The 14765-nt window shown below is 37.4% G+C and carries 13 protein-coding genes, 1 pseudogene and 1 riboswitch; of the genes and pseudogenes, 3 read left to right on the forward strand and 11 right to left on the reverse strand.

Annotated features, from left to right (window positions below):
* Positions 1-287 precede the first annotated feature (287 nt).
* The 8 genes from ACFW0C_RS01545 to ACFW0C_RS01580 all read right to left on the reverse strand — a co-directional run bounded on the left by ACFW0C_RS01545 (position 288) and on the right by ACFW0C_RS01580 (position 8046).
* Positions 288-881 (reverse strand): hypothetical protein, encoded by a 594-nt coding sequence (locus tag ACFW0C_RS01545; RefSeq protein ID WP_378104766.1) that lies wholly within the window; start codon positions 879-881, stop codon positions 288-290.
* A gap of 149 nt (positions 882-1030) precedes the next feature.
* Positions 1031-3658 carry a cation-translocating P-type ATPase gene (locus ACFW0C_RS01550; RefSeq protein WP_378104768.1) on the reverse strand — a complete coding sequence of 876 codons (2628 nt, stop codon included), beginning with the start codon at positions 3656-3658 and terminating at the stop codon, positions 1031-1033.
* 507 nt (positions 3659-4165) lie between these two features.
* The gene (locus ACFW0C_RS01555; protein ID WP_378104770.1) at positions 4166-4375 is read right to left on the reverse strand and encodes a hypothetical protein; all 210 of its coding nucleotides are present in this window, start codon (positions 4373-4375) and stop codon (positions 4166-4168) included.
* Between the two features lie 61 nt (positions 4376-4436).
* Entirely contained in the window at positions 4437-4610 is a 174-nt protein-coding gene (locus ACFW0C_RS01560; protein WP_378104772.1) for a hypothetical protein, read from the reverse strand.
* A gap of 246 nt (positions 4611-4856) precedes the next feature.
* Complete coding sequence (gene rlmD, locus ACFW0C_RS01565; protein WP_378104774.1) at positions 4857-6239, reverse strand: 23S rRNA (uracil(1939)-C(5))-methyltransferase RlmD; 1383 nt, start codon at positions 6237-6239, stop codon at positions 4857-4859.
* Positions 6202-6357, reverse strand: coding sequence for a hypothetical protein (locus ACFW0C_RS01570; protein WP_378104777.1), 156 nt, complete (start codon positions 6355-6357; stop codon positions 6202-6204). Before ACFW0C_RS01570 ends, rlmD begins: the two co-directional genes overlap by 38 nt.
* Positions 6358-6425: 68 nt before the next feature.
* The gene (locus ACFW0C_RS01575) at positions 6426-7562 is read right to left on the reverse strand and encodes an ArgE/DapE family deacylase (RefSeq protein ID WP_378104779.1); all 1137 of its coding nucleotides are present in this window, start codon (positions 7560-7562) and stop codon (positions 6426-6428) included.
* Positions 7563-7572: 10 nt separating this feature from the next.
* Positions 7573-8046: an S-ribosylhomocysteine lyase gene (locus tag ACFW0C_RS01580; RefSeq protein WP_378104783.1), complete on the reverse strand. Its 474-nt coding sequence runs from the start codon at positions 8044-8046 to the stop codon at positions 7573-7575.
* Between the two features lie 185 nt (positions 8047-8231).
* On the opposite strand from ACFW0C_RS01580, the gene ACFW0C_RS01585 reads away from it, so the two are divergent.
* Both ACFW0C_RS01585 and ACFW0C_RS01590 read left to right on the forward strand, forming a co-directional pair.
* Positions 8232-8765 carry a transcription repressor NadR gene (locus ACFW0C_RS01585; protein ID WP_378104785.1) on the forward strand — a complete coding sequence of 178 codons (534 nt, stop codon included), beginning with the start codon at positions 8232-8234 and terminating at the stop codon, positions 8763-8765.
* Between the two features lie 109 nt (positions 8766-8874).
* A complete protein-coding gene (locus ACFW0C_RS01590; RefSeq protein ID WP_378104786.1) occupies positions 8875-9441 on the forward strand; it encodes a hypothetical protein in 567 nt (188 codons plus the stop codon).
* 69 nt (positions 9442-9510) lie between these two features.
* Here the strand turns inward: ACFW0C_RS01590 and mgtA are convergent, their stop codons facing one another.
* Entirely contained in the window at positions 9511-12156 is a 2646-nt protein-coding gene (gene mgtA, locus ACFW0C_RS01595; protein WP_378104789.1) for a magnesium-translocating P-type ATPase, read from the reverse strand.
* A gap of 278 nt (positions 12157-12434) precedes the next feature.
* Positions 12435-12601, reverse strand: a riboswitch (M-box (ykoK) riboswitch).
* Between the two features lie 589 nt (positions 12602-13190).
* The gene (locus ACFW0C_RS01600) at positions 13191-13334 is read right to left on the reverse strand and encodes a hypothetical protein (RefSeq protein ID WP_378104790.1); all 144 of its coding nucleotides are present in this window, start codon (positions 13332-13334) and stop codon (positions 13191-13193) included.
* On the opposite strand from ACFW0C_RS01600, the pseudogene ACFW0C_RS01605 reads away from it, so the two are divergent.
* Positions 13322-13456: pseudogene (locus ACFW0C_RS01605) on the forward strand (acetyl-CoA C-acyltransferase); the annotation flags it as partial. The gene ACFW0C_RS01600 and the pseudogene ACFW0C_RS01605 sit on opposite strands and share 13 nt — an antisense overlap.
* A gap of 193 nt (positions 13457-13649) precedes the next feature.
* On the opposite strand, the gene ACFW0C_RS01610 reads toward ACFW0C_RS01605, so the two are convergent.
* Positions 13650-14753 carry an ABC transporter ATP-binding protein gene (locus ACFW0C_RS01610; RefSeq protein WP_378104791.1) on the reverse strand — a complete coding sequence of 368 codons (1104 nt, stop codon included), beginning with the start codon at positions 14751-14753 and terminating at the stop codon, positions 13650-13652.
* Between the last annotated feature and the right edge of the window lie 12 nt (positions 14754-14765).

Below are 14765 nucleotides of genomic sequence, written 5' to 3' on the forward strand. Positions count from 1 at the left end.
ATCCAACTTTCATATTTTTTTCACGTGACTCATATGCTTTCTAAACCAACGTTTATGAAGCCGCTTTGTTCCCTCATGAATTATACCATTAAACATGCAATGTTTCAGCCACTCAGCTTGCTCATTTTGCTTGCCTTCTTGGAAATCCGTGCATGGGTAGGAGATCTACTTCTGCGAAACTAACGTTTCTTCTCAAGTAGTGTCACTGTCTCAGCATGTGTCGTGGATAAGGTAAGTATGTAAAATGGTATGTGGAACATAGTGATTTGCTGTAAATGATTTGCTAACTACTTTAGTTCTTTATACAAAGTATAAATCGGATATTTTATTATTTTTTCTTTTATATCTTCTGAGATTAGGTCAAAGTATTTGTCCGCTAAAGTAGTATTCCTTAGTAAAACTGATGCGGCAAACTTTTCATCACTTCTTGATATATTACTTTCGATTACTTCAATAAGTATTTTATTTTCATCTGCACTTAATGAACCTAGACGATATTTTACTTGCAGAATATTTAATTGATCAACATATGAACTATCTTCTTGTTTTCTTGTTGGACATGACCAATTAGCAAAATTTAAACATGCTGATAAGCTTAATGATGCATTATCTAAATAATCATAATAATTTAGCATTTTTAATAATAAAAGTTCAATACCATCGAATGGTTGCTGTATATATACTCTCTTATGAATTTCAAAAATATTTTCTACTTTAAAATTTTTTATTTCTAGTAAATGTTTAACACCCAGCTTATTAAAGGAAAATATTCTTCTGATATCATCCTCTATCTTATTAACATCATTTAACTCAAAAAAAATCAAAAAATCTGCAGCTTTTCTTATTCTCAACACCATAGAACAATAAATCAAATTTTTCAAAATTCATCAAATAAAAACCTGTTTCATTACATTCAAAAAAGAGAACATGCAATTTACAAGACAGAAATTGTAAGTTCTCTTTTTGATTCAGAATCCGGGACCTTTTGTCCCAGTCTCCTTTTCATGCTCTGTATTTAAAACGTATTAATTTATTTAGCGGGGAAAACTTTTTTCTTCAATTCCATCAGTACAGTTGTAGATAAGGCCAATCCTGTTGCAATAGTCCAATGCATTAAGCCAAAAGTATCTGGGATTGAGAATACCCCTCTAACAACCGGTAAAAGAGTGATACCATATAGACCTAAACAAGCAATAAAGGCCATTAATATAAATTTGTTAGTAAAGAATCCTGCTTCAAAACTAGTTTGAGTAGTCGAACGCGCAGGGAATACTTGCAATGTTCTAGATAAAATAAGTGTTGTAAAGGCCATCGCTACACTTATCTCAGCTGAGTACTGCAACCCAATAAACTGAGAAATGATAACCGCTAGACCGATTAAAGAACCCCGGAATATAACTGTGCTTAAGGTTTTTCCTGAGAAAATAGACTCATCAGGATCTCTCGGTGATTCATTCATGACGTTAGGTTCTCTAGGCTCTAATCCCAAAGCAATAGCAGGAAGGGAATCATTAGCTAAGTTAATAAAGAGTAATTGTAATGCTGTAAAGGGGTTAACCCAATTGAGTAATAAAGCAACTAAAATCGCAATAACAGCACCTAAGTTACCTGAGAATAGGTAAGCAATAGCTTTTTTAATATTACTGTAAACCGTACGCCCGACAGCAACCGCATGAACGATAGAAACAAAATTATCGTCTGTTAAAATCATAGCAGAGGCATCTTTAGCCACATCTGTTCCGCTTCCCATTGCGATTCCGATATCAGCTTGTTTTAATGCAGGGGCGTCATTGACTCCATCACCAGTCATAGCTGTTACCTGGTTTTTCTTTTGCCAAGCATCAACAATTCTGATTTTGTTTTCAGGAGTGACACGCGCATAAACTGATATTTTTTCTAAGTTGTTCATTAGTTCTTCATCACTTAACGCGTCTAATTCTTGTCCAGTATAAGCTAGATCGCCTTCCTTAAAGATGTTTAAGTCACGTCCGATAGCACGAGCGGTTGTTTTGTGGTCACCCGTAATCATAACTGTTTTAATGCCAGCATGTTCAGCATCTTGAACGGCATGATAGACTTCTTCTCTAGGAGGATCGATCATTGCAAGTAAACCGACAAAGATTAAGTCACTTTCGTCTTCAACTTCGACGGTATCTTTTTCAATGGGTTTGTATGCAAAAGCTAAGACACGAAAAGCTTGGTCAGAAAATTCTTCGTTTTGAGCTTTGAGTCTTTCTAATCTTTCTTCCGTTAATTCAACGATTTCACCATTCATCTTAATGCGTGAACACAAGTTAAAGATGATATCCGGTCCACCTTTAGTTAACAGACGTTTTTCACCATTGATTTCATGGACAGTGGACATTCTCTTTCTGCTTGAATCAAAAGGCAGCTCGAGTAAACGCGGGTATTTCTTACGGATTTCTTCATATGGTGCATCTTGCTTGTTACTGTAAGCAATTAAAGCCACTTCCGTCGGATCACCGCTCGATTCCCCTTTTTCATCAATATTGGAATCATTCGCTAGTACGGCTATTTGCATGAGTAATCTTTCAGACTCTGACCACGTTTGCTTATCCCCTGAGAACAAGTTTGATTCACCATTTGGAATAAATGCATCCACTACCGTCATTTTATTCTGAGTTAAAGTACCTGTTTTATCAGTACAGATAACACTAGTTGAGCCCAGTGTTTCAACTGCGGGCAATTGTCTGATAATCGCATGCTGTTTAGCCATTTTATTTGTTCCAACAGATAAGACAATCGTTACGATGGATTGGAGAGCTTCAGGAATAGCCGCAACAGCCACAGCTACCGCAAACATAAAGGCGTTAACTAATGGAACAGTATATTCTTGTGAATCTCCTAAGAAGATTCGAACAGCTTGAATAGCAAAAATGAGAATGGATAAAATCAGAATACCAATACCCAGTTTTTTACTGAAATCTTCCAGCTTTCGTTGGAGAGGGGTTTGTTTGGCTTCTGCACTTTGAATCAACTGGGCGACTTTACCCATTTCTGTTTCTTCTCCAATAGCTGTGACAACTATTTTTCCTCTACCGTAAGTGACAAGCGTGCCACTATAAGTCATATTACTTCTATCCGCAAGAGGGGCATCTTCTTCCAGCTTATCAACGAATTTATCTGAAGCAACCGATTCACCTGTTAATGCCCCTTCTACGACTTGAAGAGATTCCGCTTCAATCAGTCTTCCGTCTGCTGGAATATTGTCTCCCGCTTCTAAAAGAACAATATCTCCTTTAATTAGTTCTCTAGCCTCGACATTTTGTGGACGACCATTTCTAATAACGGTACTCGTCGGAGTGGCCATTTGCCTCAATGATTCGAGAGAATCCTCTGCTTTTTTCGTCTGGACGACACTTAAAATGGAGTTAATGATAAGCACCGCAAAGATAATAAGAGATTCAACGGCTTCTCCTAAAACAATCTGCACAATAGCCACAATAAGTAAGACAATAACCATGGGATCTTTAAAGGTATCTATAAACATAGAAAAGGTCGATTGTCTTTCTTTTCTAGAAATCTCATTGAAGCCTTGTTCTTCTTGCCTCTTCTTGGCTTCCTCCGTCGATATACCTTCTGTAGAGGTATTCAGAGACGACAACACCGTTTCAATACTTTCTTTATAATAATACATTTTTTGTCCTTTCTATGCTTTTGGAGTGAGATAAAAAAAGACGCATACGGAAAAACTCAATCACTTCCGTATGCGTCTCACTATTTAATACAGCACCAGCAGATAAATTATCTACGTTTGGTGGCACTGTAGCAGTAAAAAACTGCCAGTTACTCCCGCACTTCTTATTTTAATGTTAAACTTATTGTAAATAAAGGAAGGAAAAAAAGCAAGTTAATTCACTTTCAAATGAGGGGAGAATATGTGTTAAGTGTTGTTCGATTAGGACTAAACCAGAATCACTTGATAAACGACCACCATCATGAGAAACGATTAAATTATTGCTGAATTTTACGGCATTTTCTTATAAAGTAACCACTGAGAGAACTCCTTTCTATGGTAGTTTGTGGTGAATTAACCATATCAGAAAGGGGGTCCTTTTTCATCACCTAACGGGTGATGAAGCAGATTACTTTAAAGACTATGAAATCAATGTTAGGAAAGACTATTAGTAAAATTATGAATTATTCAGGTATTATTAAGTTTTAATTTGTTGAATAGCTTAACAACATTAGTTAATTTAAATAAATCATCTTTAATAGTATTTATATCTAACTCTGTATTTTTTAAAGCTCCAAACTGAATTACTACATCATACACACTTTTTCTGACTCTTGTCACACTTTTAAAAAATACCTCTCCATCAATTTTTACTTCGGTTTCTTCATTCTCGAACATACTGATTTCCTGGATTTTACTAACTATTGGTATTGGTATGTTTGTTGGATTGTAATAAACTCTAATTTTTCCACGAAGGAATATTAGCTACCTTGCTAGTCGGACCTGAAATTTGATTAGACAAGCTTTTCAATTGTTCATCCTTGGATGATGATACTCGACAATAAATACCTACTCGCTTAATAGGCTTAGGTCGGGCCGGTATATAATGAATTTTAGGATTATAATCCATCATCTTTTCCTCCTTAGAAGGCTACTTATCTATTCATAATATAGCAGAGTAGGCTATTTTAAACTATAGTTTTTGTTTTCAGAGAAGAATACTGTTATACCAACCTTTCAAGGCTCGACCCGTTCCCGCATACGCACCTTCCCTTAAATGATCCAAACGAGAAATCAGACTTACATTTATCTAAAATTTCAAAAAAGGGGGTTCCAGACACTTACATGAAGCCTAGAAAGCCCTCTATAAAACCATTTCTTATTTAACTTTTTGCATCAATACCACACACTCCACATGCCAAGTTTGTGGGAACATATCTAATGGTTGGACTTGCTCGAAGTTATAACCTGCTTCAACGAATTTAGCGATATCACGTGCCATGGTTGTTGGGTTACATGATACATAGACAATTTTCTCTGGATTAGCTTCAATTGTTGATTCGATGAAAGTATCCTCTAAGCCTTTACGTGGTGGGTCTACAACAACGACGTCCGGTTGAACGCCGGCTTTAACCCATTCACCCATTACTGTTTCGGCTTGTCCTGTTTCAAAATGAACGTTATCAATGTAGTTTTTAGCGGCATTATTCTTCGCCATTTTTACCGCATCAGATACCACTTCCACCCCGTATACCTGCTTAGCGTTTTTCGCTAAAGCCATGGTGATGGTCCCAATACCACAGTAGGCATCTACGACTGTTTCTTCACCTGTTAGGTAAGCCGCATCAATCGCCAATTGATATAATTTTTCCGCTTGAGGGGTATTGATTTGGAAGAATGATCTACTTGAAATATCAAAGGTAAAATCAAACATCTTATCCTCGTATTTATCCACACCATATAACACACGTTGTTTACCTGACATCACGACATTTGTTTGTTTAGTATTTGAACTCAAGACAATAGACACAACTTCTGGTAATTTTTCCACTATTTCAGTCACAATTTGGTTTTCTTCCGGTAAATTTTTACCGTTAATCACAATAATGACCATCATTTGGTTTGTGTAGTAGCCTTTACGGATGACAATATTACGTACGAGACCCGAATGTTTCGCTTCATCATAGCCTTTTAATTGGTGTTGGTTAAAGATATCCACAATACTTGCGATAGCTTCATCAATTCCTGGTAATTGGATTTTAAAATCTTCCACAGGGATAATCTCATGAGAATTTTTCCGGTAAAATCCTGAATACAATTGTCCTTCATTATCCGTACCGATAGGAATTTGCGCCTTATTACGGTATTTAAAAGTATCTTCAGAACCTACAGTATGCAATACTTCGCGCCCTTCAGCTAGACCAAAACGACTAAAAGCATTCTCCACTTGTTTTTGTTTGAATGCAAGTTGGGCTTCATAAGTCATATGTTGCAGTGGCATTGTGCCCACTTGGCTTGATACCTTATCCACAATGCCTACCCGGTCCGGTGAATCCACAGTTCGTTGCATCATTTTTCCATAGCCAAACTTTTTACCCACAGAAATGGCCTTAATTGTCCCCACTTCACCAGGTAAAGCATTCTCTACAAATAGTGGATAACCATCCACTTTAACCACACCTAAACCTTGAAAAGTAAGGTCTTCAATTGTGCCCTCAAAAGATTCATTCTTTTGAATCGGCGTTGTATATTTTTGTTTCATATTTATCATCATCCTTTTTCATTATCTCCACTATTTTACCACGCAAACCCTTGAAATACTTGGGAAAACAACAAAACGCCAACACCTGAGTGCCAGCGTTCATAATGTTATCATTCATTTTATTTGCCTTATCATTTTAGATAATTAAAATAGATTTTTTGTTTACAGTCAAAGACTAGGAACACACTATTTCAAAAATCCTTTATAAATATTCACATATTTATCGATGAAGTCTAAGTATTGGTTGACTTCAATAGACTCGTCTATGGTATGCGCACTATCAATCCTACCTGGTCCATAAATAACAAAGTCAAATTTATTATCTACATTGGTAAAGTTTGACCCGTCAGTAGCGCCACTTAGACCACGGTTTTCTGCTTTTGGATCTTCAATCTTGATTAAATCAACCAAGGCAGATTCATTGTCCCCATCTGCGTATTGGTTGTTTTGTAACAAGTTCAATTCTAGTGTACCTTGACCCTTAGCATTAATTTCTTCAATCACATCATTGAAAATGCCAACCACAACGTCATTGCCTACTTCAGGAATTGTCCGCGCATTACCAGATAAAACAGTATATTCAGGGACTGAGTTGATTTGGTTGCCCCCTTCAATCATGGTGAAGACATTCAACATTTTACCTAACATATCGTTTTCAGCTGTGGCAGCCGCTTCATCAATCTTGACATTGGTTTTGTTGATAAAATCGTTAATCAGCTGGATGGTGTTAACCCCTTTTTCCGGTGTAGAGGAATGGGCAGCACGTCCGTGGGCAATGACTTGATATTGAATTGACCCCTTGTGTTTGGTGTTGTAGTAAGGGGTTGATGGTTCGGCGATGATCATGCCGTGGATATCTTCAGTGTAGCCTAGGTCAGTTAATTGTTTAGACCCAAGCATACCAATTTCTTCCCCTACACAGGCTAACAAGCGAACTGTTCCGGTGAAGTCTTGGCCAGATTCTTTCAATTCGATCATAGCGATGATTAAAGCCGTTAGCCCAGCCTTCATATCAGTTGTTCCGCGTCCGTACATCACACCATCATGAATTTCTGCACCGTATGGTGGGTATGTCCACAAGTCTGGGTTCCCGGCATCTACCACGTCCATATGACCTGACACGGCTAAAATCTTCCCATCTTCTTGGCCTTTTAATTCTGCTACTAAGTTAGTACGACCATCCGCATATTGAATCAGCTGTGATTCGATACCATGTGCTTCAAGTAAGTTCTTATAATATAGGGCAACAATTTCTTCATTACCGTTTGGGGTTTCTAATTGGATGACATCCTGTAAAATTTTAATTTTCTCTCGTTTATCCATCGAAACCTCCCTAATTTAAGACTTTACGTTCAAATGGATCTACTGAAAATCCTGCTTCTAAAACGTCTTTAGCATATTGTTGTGCGCCCCATAGTGAATGGTCACGGAAGTTTCCACATTCAACGCGCTCAGTTCCTTGTACATCTGACCATTGAGCTGCTAAGACATCATTCAATACTTTTGTCATGGCTGTTGCTACTTCTTCAACTGATGGCGTTCCCCAAACGATCATGTAGAAGCCAGTCCGGCATCCCATTGGTGAAATATCAATAACACCTTCTAAATAATCACGCGTGTAAGCCGCTAATAAGTGTTCCAAAGTGTGAACAGCACTGGTTGGAATTGAATCTTGGTTTGGTTGTACAAAGCGGATATCAAACTTGCTTAATTTGTCCCCTAACGCCCCTGTTTCAGCGCCCGCAATACGTACGTAGGGTGCCTTCACTGCATCGTGGTCTAATGTAAAACTTTCTACTTTTGCCATAATAATCTCCCTTATCTATTTGTAATCAATTTAAATTAAAACTTCCTTATTATCTTATCATTAATTGTCAAGCTTTCATAGGTATCGAGATTTTCCCTTAGCAGAAGAGGGCGTAACCCTAGCTTGTTAGTGGTCAGGTGAAAACCTATGCTATAATCAACGAAAGATCTAAAGGAGGGCCTTCCATGAAAGCAGCCGAACGACGAGACTTACTCATTCAAACCTTGAACCAAGCCACAACGCCCCTGAAAGCCACTAGCCTTGCCAAAGAATTTGGTGTCAGTCGCCAAATCATTGTCGGGGACATCGCTATTTTGCGGGCCAGTCACCACGACATTATCGCCACAAACCAAGGCTACCTATTAGCAGATAAAGCTACCAGCGTGGATGATAGTCGCTTCCGTGGCAAAATCGTCTGCCAACATTTAGCTGACCAAGCTATTGAGGAATTGACTATTATCGTCAACCACGGCGGTTACGTTGAAAATGTCGAGGTAGACCACCCTTATTACGGGTTAATTAAAGCCAGCCTACAAATTAAGCATGCGGGCGATATTCAAGACTTCCATGAAGCTATGGATAAATCAGCCGGTACCATGCTGTCTTCTTTAACCAACGGCATCCACCTGCATACCATTACGACGTCTGATGAAGCCACATTTGAAGCCATTAAAGCCGACTTAAAGGCTGTTGGCATTTTATTAGACGAAAGTATTTAGTTTACATTTTCGAATTTTTGATGATTTTCCTTGTCAGTCTTTACACCTGTCTTGACACCTTAAGGGATTTTGCGTATGATGAACTCAACAAATTTGGGAGGAAATTATCATGCAAAAAAATCAAGTGTCTAAGCGCACACAAAATATAACTATTACTGGTTTACTTACCGCTATAGGAATCTTTATCCCCTTAATTATGCCATTTAAAGTCGTCATAGGCCCTGCCTCTTTTACCTTAGGTTCCCATGTCCCTGTTGACATGTCCATGTTTAGAAAGCCTTCAACAGCAGCTATTGTCGCAGTCGGTACTACTATCGGTTTTTTAATGGCAGGTTTCCCAATCATTATTGTGGCTCGTGCCCTTACTCACTTAATTTTTGCAACTTTAGGCGCGTATTACCTGCAAAAAGCACCAAATACCCTGGTAAAAGCTAGCTCAAGAACTGCTTTTAACTTCGTCATCAACACCATCCATGGGCTTGGCGAAGTAGCAATTGTATATGCTCTAACTACGGCTGGCGTAGTCCCACCATCAGATAGTTTCATTTATACTTTAATTGTTTTAATCGGCGTTGGCACCTTGATCCATGGAATGGTTGACTTTGAAATAGCCTATCAAATTACAAAGGCCATTGAAAAACGCGCACACCTTGATTTTGCTCAGGTAGCTTTATAAAAATTGATACAAAAAAGAGAGCATCCGCTCTCTTTTTTCTTGCTATTTCCCAAATCTCAATAGCTGCCATTATAGTAATTCGCCATGACGTTTCACATAAATGTGTTTCACGACTTGTACTAATATCAAATATAAGACGACTGTTACTGTCAATAATCCCCAGAATTGGATGGGTAGTGAAGCTAAACCAAGTGCGTGACCTAAACTGGTATAAGGTGCAAATGAACCGATTAAGATACCAATACCTGTAATTGAAAGTACTACTTTTGATGGTCGACTTTGGATAAATGGGATTTTTGGTGTGCGTAAAGTATATAAAACAAGCGTTTGTGTCCATAAGGAAACCACAAACCAACTAGATTGGAAGATCGCGATAAATAAATCTTGTTGACCTTCGTTTAAGTTTACAAATTGTCCCCCAGCAATACTTGGTGCTATAAGGAAAAATGTAACGATAAAGGTTGTGACATCAAAAATGGAACTTGTTGGTCCAAACCATACCATAAATTTTTGGATGGAAGAAGCTGCCCATTTTTTAGGTAGGTATAAATATTCTTTATCCATATCGTCCCATGGTAATGACATTGACGCAATTTCATAAATTAAGCCTAAGAATAATAATTGAATAGGTAGCATTGGTAAGAATGGTAAGAAAATACTCGCAATCAATACAGAGAATACATTCCCAAAGTTAGATGAAGTAGTCGCTTTGATGTACTTCATGGTATTACCAAATACTTTTCGTCCTGCTAGAATTCCTTTTTCAAGAATCATTAAGTCTTTTTCTAGCAAGATGATATCTGCTGACTCTTTCGCAATATCCACTGCGTTATCCACAGAGATGCCCACATCTGCTGCCCTTAGTGCTGGTGAATCATTGATCCCATCACCTAGAAAACCTACCACATGACCATTTTCTCTTAGTATCGTCACCAAAGTTGATTTTTGCGTTGGATTTAATTTTACAAATAAACTATGTTTTTCAGCTATTTCTCGTAGCTCTTTATCTGTTTTATCCACTAATTGATCCCCAGAAATAATGTGATCTGTAGGAATACCTACTTGCTCAGCTACAGATACCGTCACTAGTTCGTTATCACCTGTCATAATTTTCACATTAACCGCATGCTCATTTAACGCTTTAATTGCTGCTTTAGTAGATGGTTTTGGTGGATCTAGGAAGGCTAAATAGCCAATAAGTACCATTTCACTTTCATCTTTTACTGAGAAAGCATCTACTGGGCTAGGGTTTGTTTTTTGGGCAACACCTAGTACACGTAATCCTTGGCTATTTAATTTGGCAACTTGTGCTAATACTTTTTCTCGTGCTTGGTCTGTCAACTCAAGTATGTCACCCGCATAGTCCACGTAAGAGGATACAGCCAACATTTCTTCAATCGCACCCTTGGTGATCATTTGTGTCTTACCAGCTTGATCTTCAACCACTACACTCAGTCTTCTACGCTCGAAGTCAAAAGGAATTTCATCTACTTTTGTATAAGCTAATTTTTCGCATGCTAATTCTTCTTCACCTGCTTGAATAATCGCTTTATCCATAAGGTTACCTAAACCAGTTTGAAAATAGCTATTTAGATAAGCATGACGCAGCACACGATTGCTTTCTTCTCCATCAATATTTAGATGGTGTTGAAGCACAATATTATCTTGTGTTAAGGTACCAGTTTTATCTGTCACTAATACGTCAATAGCTCCAAAATTTTGAATACCTTGAAGGTTCCGTACAATCGTACCCTCTTTCTTCATATCTTTAGCGCCTTTAACTAAGTTTGTTGTCACAATCATCGGTAACATTTCAGGTGTTAAACCTACCGCAATGGAAATGCCAAATAGTAATGCTTGTAACCAATCACCTTTTGTTAAACCATTAATTAGAATAACAATCACTGCCATCAAACCCATAAAGCGAATTAATAATAGTGACGTCTTTTCAATACCTTCATCAAAACTTGTTTTGATAAGTTCATTGGCAAAGGCATCCGCAATACCACCGAATAATGTATTATTCCCGGTTCTTACTACCACACCTTCACCAACACCGCTCACTACTTCACTTCCAGTAAATACTAGGGTAGCGTAATCTGTTTCACTAGTTGGTTCCTCTATTTCATCCAGTGCGCGTTTCTCAACTGGATGACTTTCACCTGTTAATGAAGTCTGAGATACGAATAAATCTTTACTGTTTAGTAAGCGAATATCCGCTGGAATCATATCCCCAGCTTTTAACCGAACTAAGTCACCGATTACGATATCTTCCGTTCTAATTTCTTGGTACTGACCTTCCCGTTTAACTGCCGATGTCACCTCAACCATAGATTCTAACGCTTCTACAGATTGATTCGAACGGATAGTTTGAATCAAAGACATAGTACCGCTTAAGACAATTAGCACTACAATAATAATTGGTCCTAAAATTTCCCGTTCAGCAGCTTCTACAAATACGAAGTCTGTTAAAAATGAAATCAAAGCTAAGCTTAATAATACGAGTGTAAACGGCGTGAAATAAGCCTCAAAGATATAGCGCCATAAACTTTTCTCTGTACCATAATCGATTTCATTATCACCGTATTCAGCTCTAATTTGATTTGCTTCTTCTTCTTTAAAACCGTCTGCTTTTACTTTAAATATTTCTTTTATTTCTAAAATAGGTTTACTAGCTAGTTCAAAGTAACCTAATTGATCTCTATTATTCATCATTGTATTCAATCCTTTCTTTCACACCATGCTACTTCCTCACATTAGTCTAGACTGTAATCAGCCACCTAACGTTCTGGAAAGGATGCAAAGAAAGTCTTTTACCATTGAATGAATGATAAAAACAACTAAGAAATGATACACCTTTTTACCATAAAAATACCTCCTCATTTTATACTTGTTAAAATGAAGATTTGCCGCAATATAAAAAGCCCCCACTAAAATTAGCGAGAGCCTACTCTAAATATCCACAACAAAAATGGGCATATACCTGTTTTTGTTATTTGATCTTTTCGTGGAGTTTTAGCACTATACAACGTAAACATTACTGTTAGCTACGTTAGAAATTCCTTCTATCGGATGATCCTGTTATACCCATTGGCGTCTCTGGACGTTTCTGGGCAGTAGCCTGTGTTTGTATAGGAGCCTCTGCCTAACAAATCATATTCTCTTTTCAACACCTATAAGGATACAAACGTTAACAGCTATTGTCAAGTCATAGAGAAAACTTGGGTTTGTATCAAGCCTTTTTAGTTTATATTTACTACTTAATTTTATATTTTTTCTTCTTTACCCTACCCAGTCAAATCCCTTCACTTGCTAGGACAAACAGCACTTATTTACATTTAAACTGTAACCAGTTTTACCCCAACTTTGGGCGAGTAAATATACCTTAAATATCCTAATTGATTTTGCTAGCTTAATGCACAGAATATTAGATTTTGAAATTATTTATTACATAACTTAGGTTTGTGAGATGCTTCTGCAAGATTAAAGCTGAAACTATCTCGCGCGCCTTAACAGCGAAAAAGGATAACTGACCATATCAGAGTATTTGAGGGCAAGTGTAAACAAAAGATTTTGTGATGCGTTTACTAACGATAAAAAAACATGTCCGATTCACCGATTTGGTAGAACAGACATGTTTTAGTTTCGTTCAAAATTAGCGTTTATCTAATTCTTCGGTTAATAATTGATTAACAACTTGTGGGTTCGCTTGACCCTTAGTAGCTTTCATATAATCCAATCGGAATTCCTTATAATGATCGGTCAGAGGAGTAACCTTTTTCGTCACATACTTTGGCTTTAGCTAAAGCATTTTCTTCGTCTAATGTGATCACAGCGTTAATAACCTCATTGTCTGCTTTAATGCGTCGGATAGCTTCTTCCACTTGGTGCATCCGGGGCGCGCATTTTAGTGACGTTGGTTCATGAGATGGCTAATCGTCAGGTTCAATACGACTTGGCAACCCTCTGCATCGGTGGTGGGCAAGGCATTTCCCTGATTGTTGAGCAGGCGTAAATGAATACTGTTGGATAGATTCGTACAAAGAAAAAGGAGATAGGACAATGATAGATCAATATACTTTTCACGATATGACAATTTCTTGGCTAAATGGTGCGTTAATTAATACTGACGGTGGGACGATTTTTGGGCCTGTTCCTAGGAAAAGTCGTATGCCATTTTGAATGCAGCATACGACTTTTTCATAATTCTATTTGATTAATTTTTCATTGTCTTTATCGAAGAAATGTGCTTTATTCATATTGAATGATACAGATACCAGATCCCCTTGGGCATGATAGTCACGTGAATCAACTAATGACACATATTCTGTTCCAAATACATCTAAATAAAGGATGGAATCTGCTCCTGTTAATTCGGAAATAATTACCTTAGTTTCTACAACTGAACCTTGAGATGCTTCCAAAACAATTTGTTCTGTTTGGATATCTTCGGGACGAATACCAAACAATACCGTTTGACCTTGATATCCTTGCTCATCTAGCTCTTTTCTAAAAGGTTCATTCACTTTAAGCACAAATCCCTTTCCATCATAAATGTGGCCATCTTCGTAAGTCACCTCATGAATATTCATAGCTGGGGATCCCATAAAACTTGCTACAAATGCATTGTTAGGATGATTATATACTTCAAAAGGTGTCCCAATTTGTTGAATAACACCCTGATTCATAATAACAATTCGGTCTGCTAATGTCATTGCTTCTGTTTGATCGTGTGTTACATAAATCATTGTTGCATTTAATTCGTTATGAAGTTTAGCAATTTCTTTTCGCATATGCACACGTAATTTTGCATCTAAATTTGATAGTGGTTCGTCCATTAAAAACACTTTTGGATCTCGAACTACTGATCGCCCTAAAGCCACACGTTGTCTTTGTCCACCAGACAAATCAGCCGGTTTTCTATCTAGCAACTCTATGATTTGCAATAATTCTGCTGCATGATCCACGCGTCGTTTAATTTCATTTTTGGCTACTTTTTTCAATTTTAAACCAAAGGCCATATTTTCAAAAACTGTCATGTGGGGATATAAGGCATAGTTTTGGAATACCATGGCGATATCTCTATCTTTAGGTGGCAGTTGATTGACAACAACATTATCAATCACTAACTCCCCTTCGGTAATTTCTTCTAATCCAGCAATCATACGTAAAGTAGTTGATTTCCCACAACCAGATGGCCCAACAAATACAATAAATTCATTATCGCGTATATCTAAGTTGAAATCAGATACTGAATATGCGTCTGATTTTTCATATTTTTTATGAATTCCTTTTAAATTGATTTCTACCACATTATTAACCCC

The organism is Aerococcus sp. NPDC058936 (assembly GCF_042741995.1).
In the GTDB taxonomy this organism is placed as follows: domain Bacteria; phylum Bacillota; class Bacilli; order Lactobacillales; family Aerococcaceae; genus Aerococcus.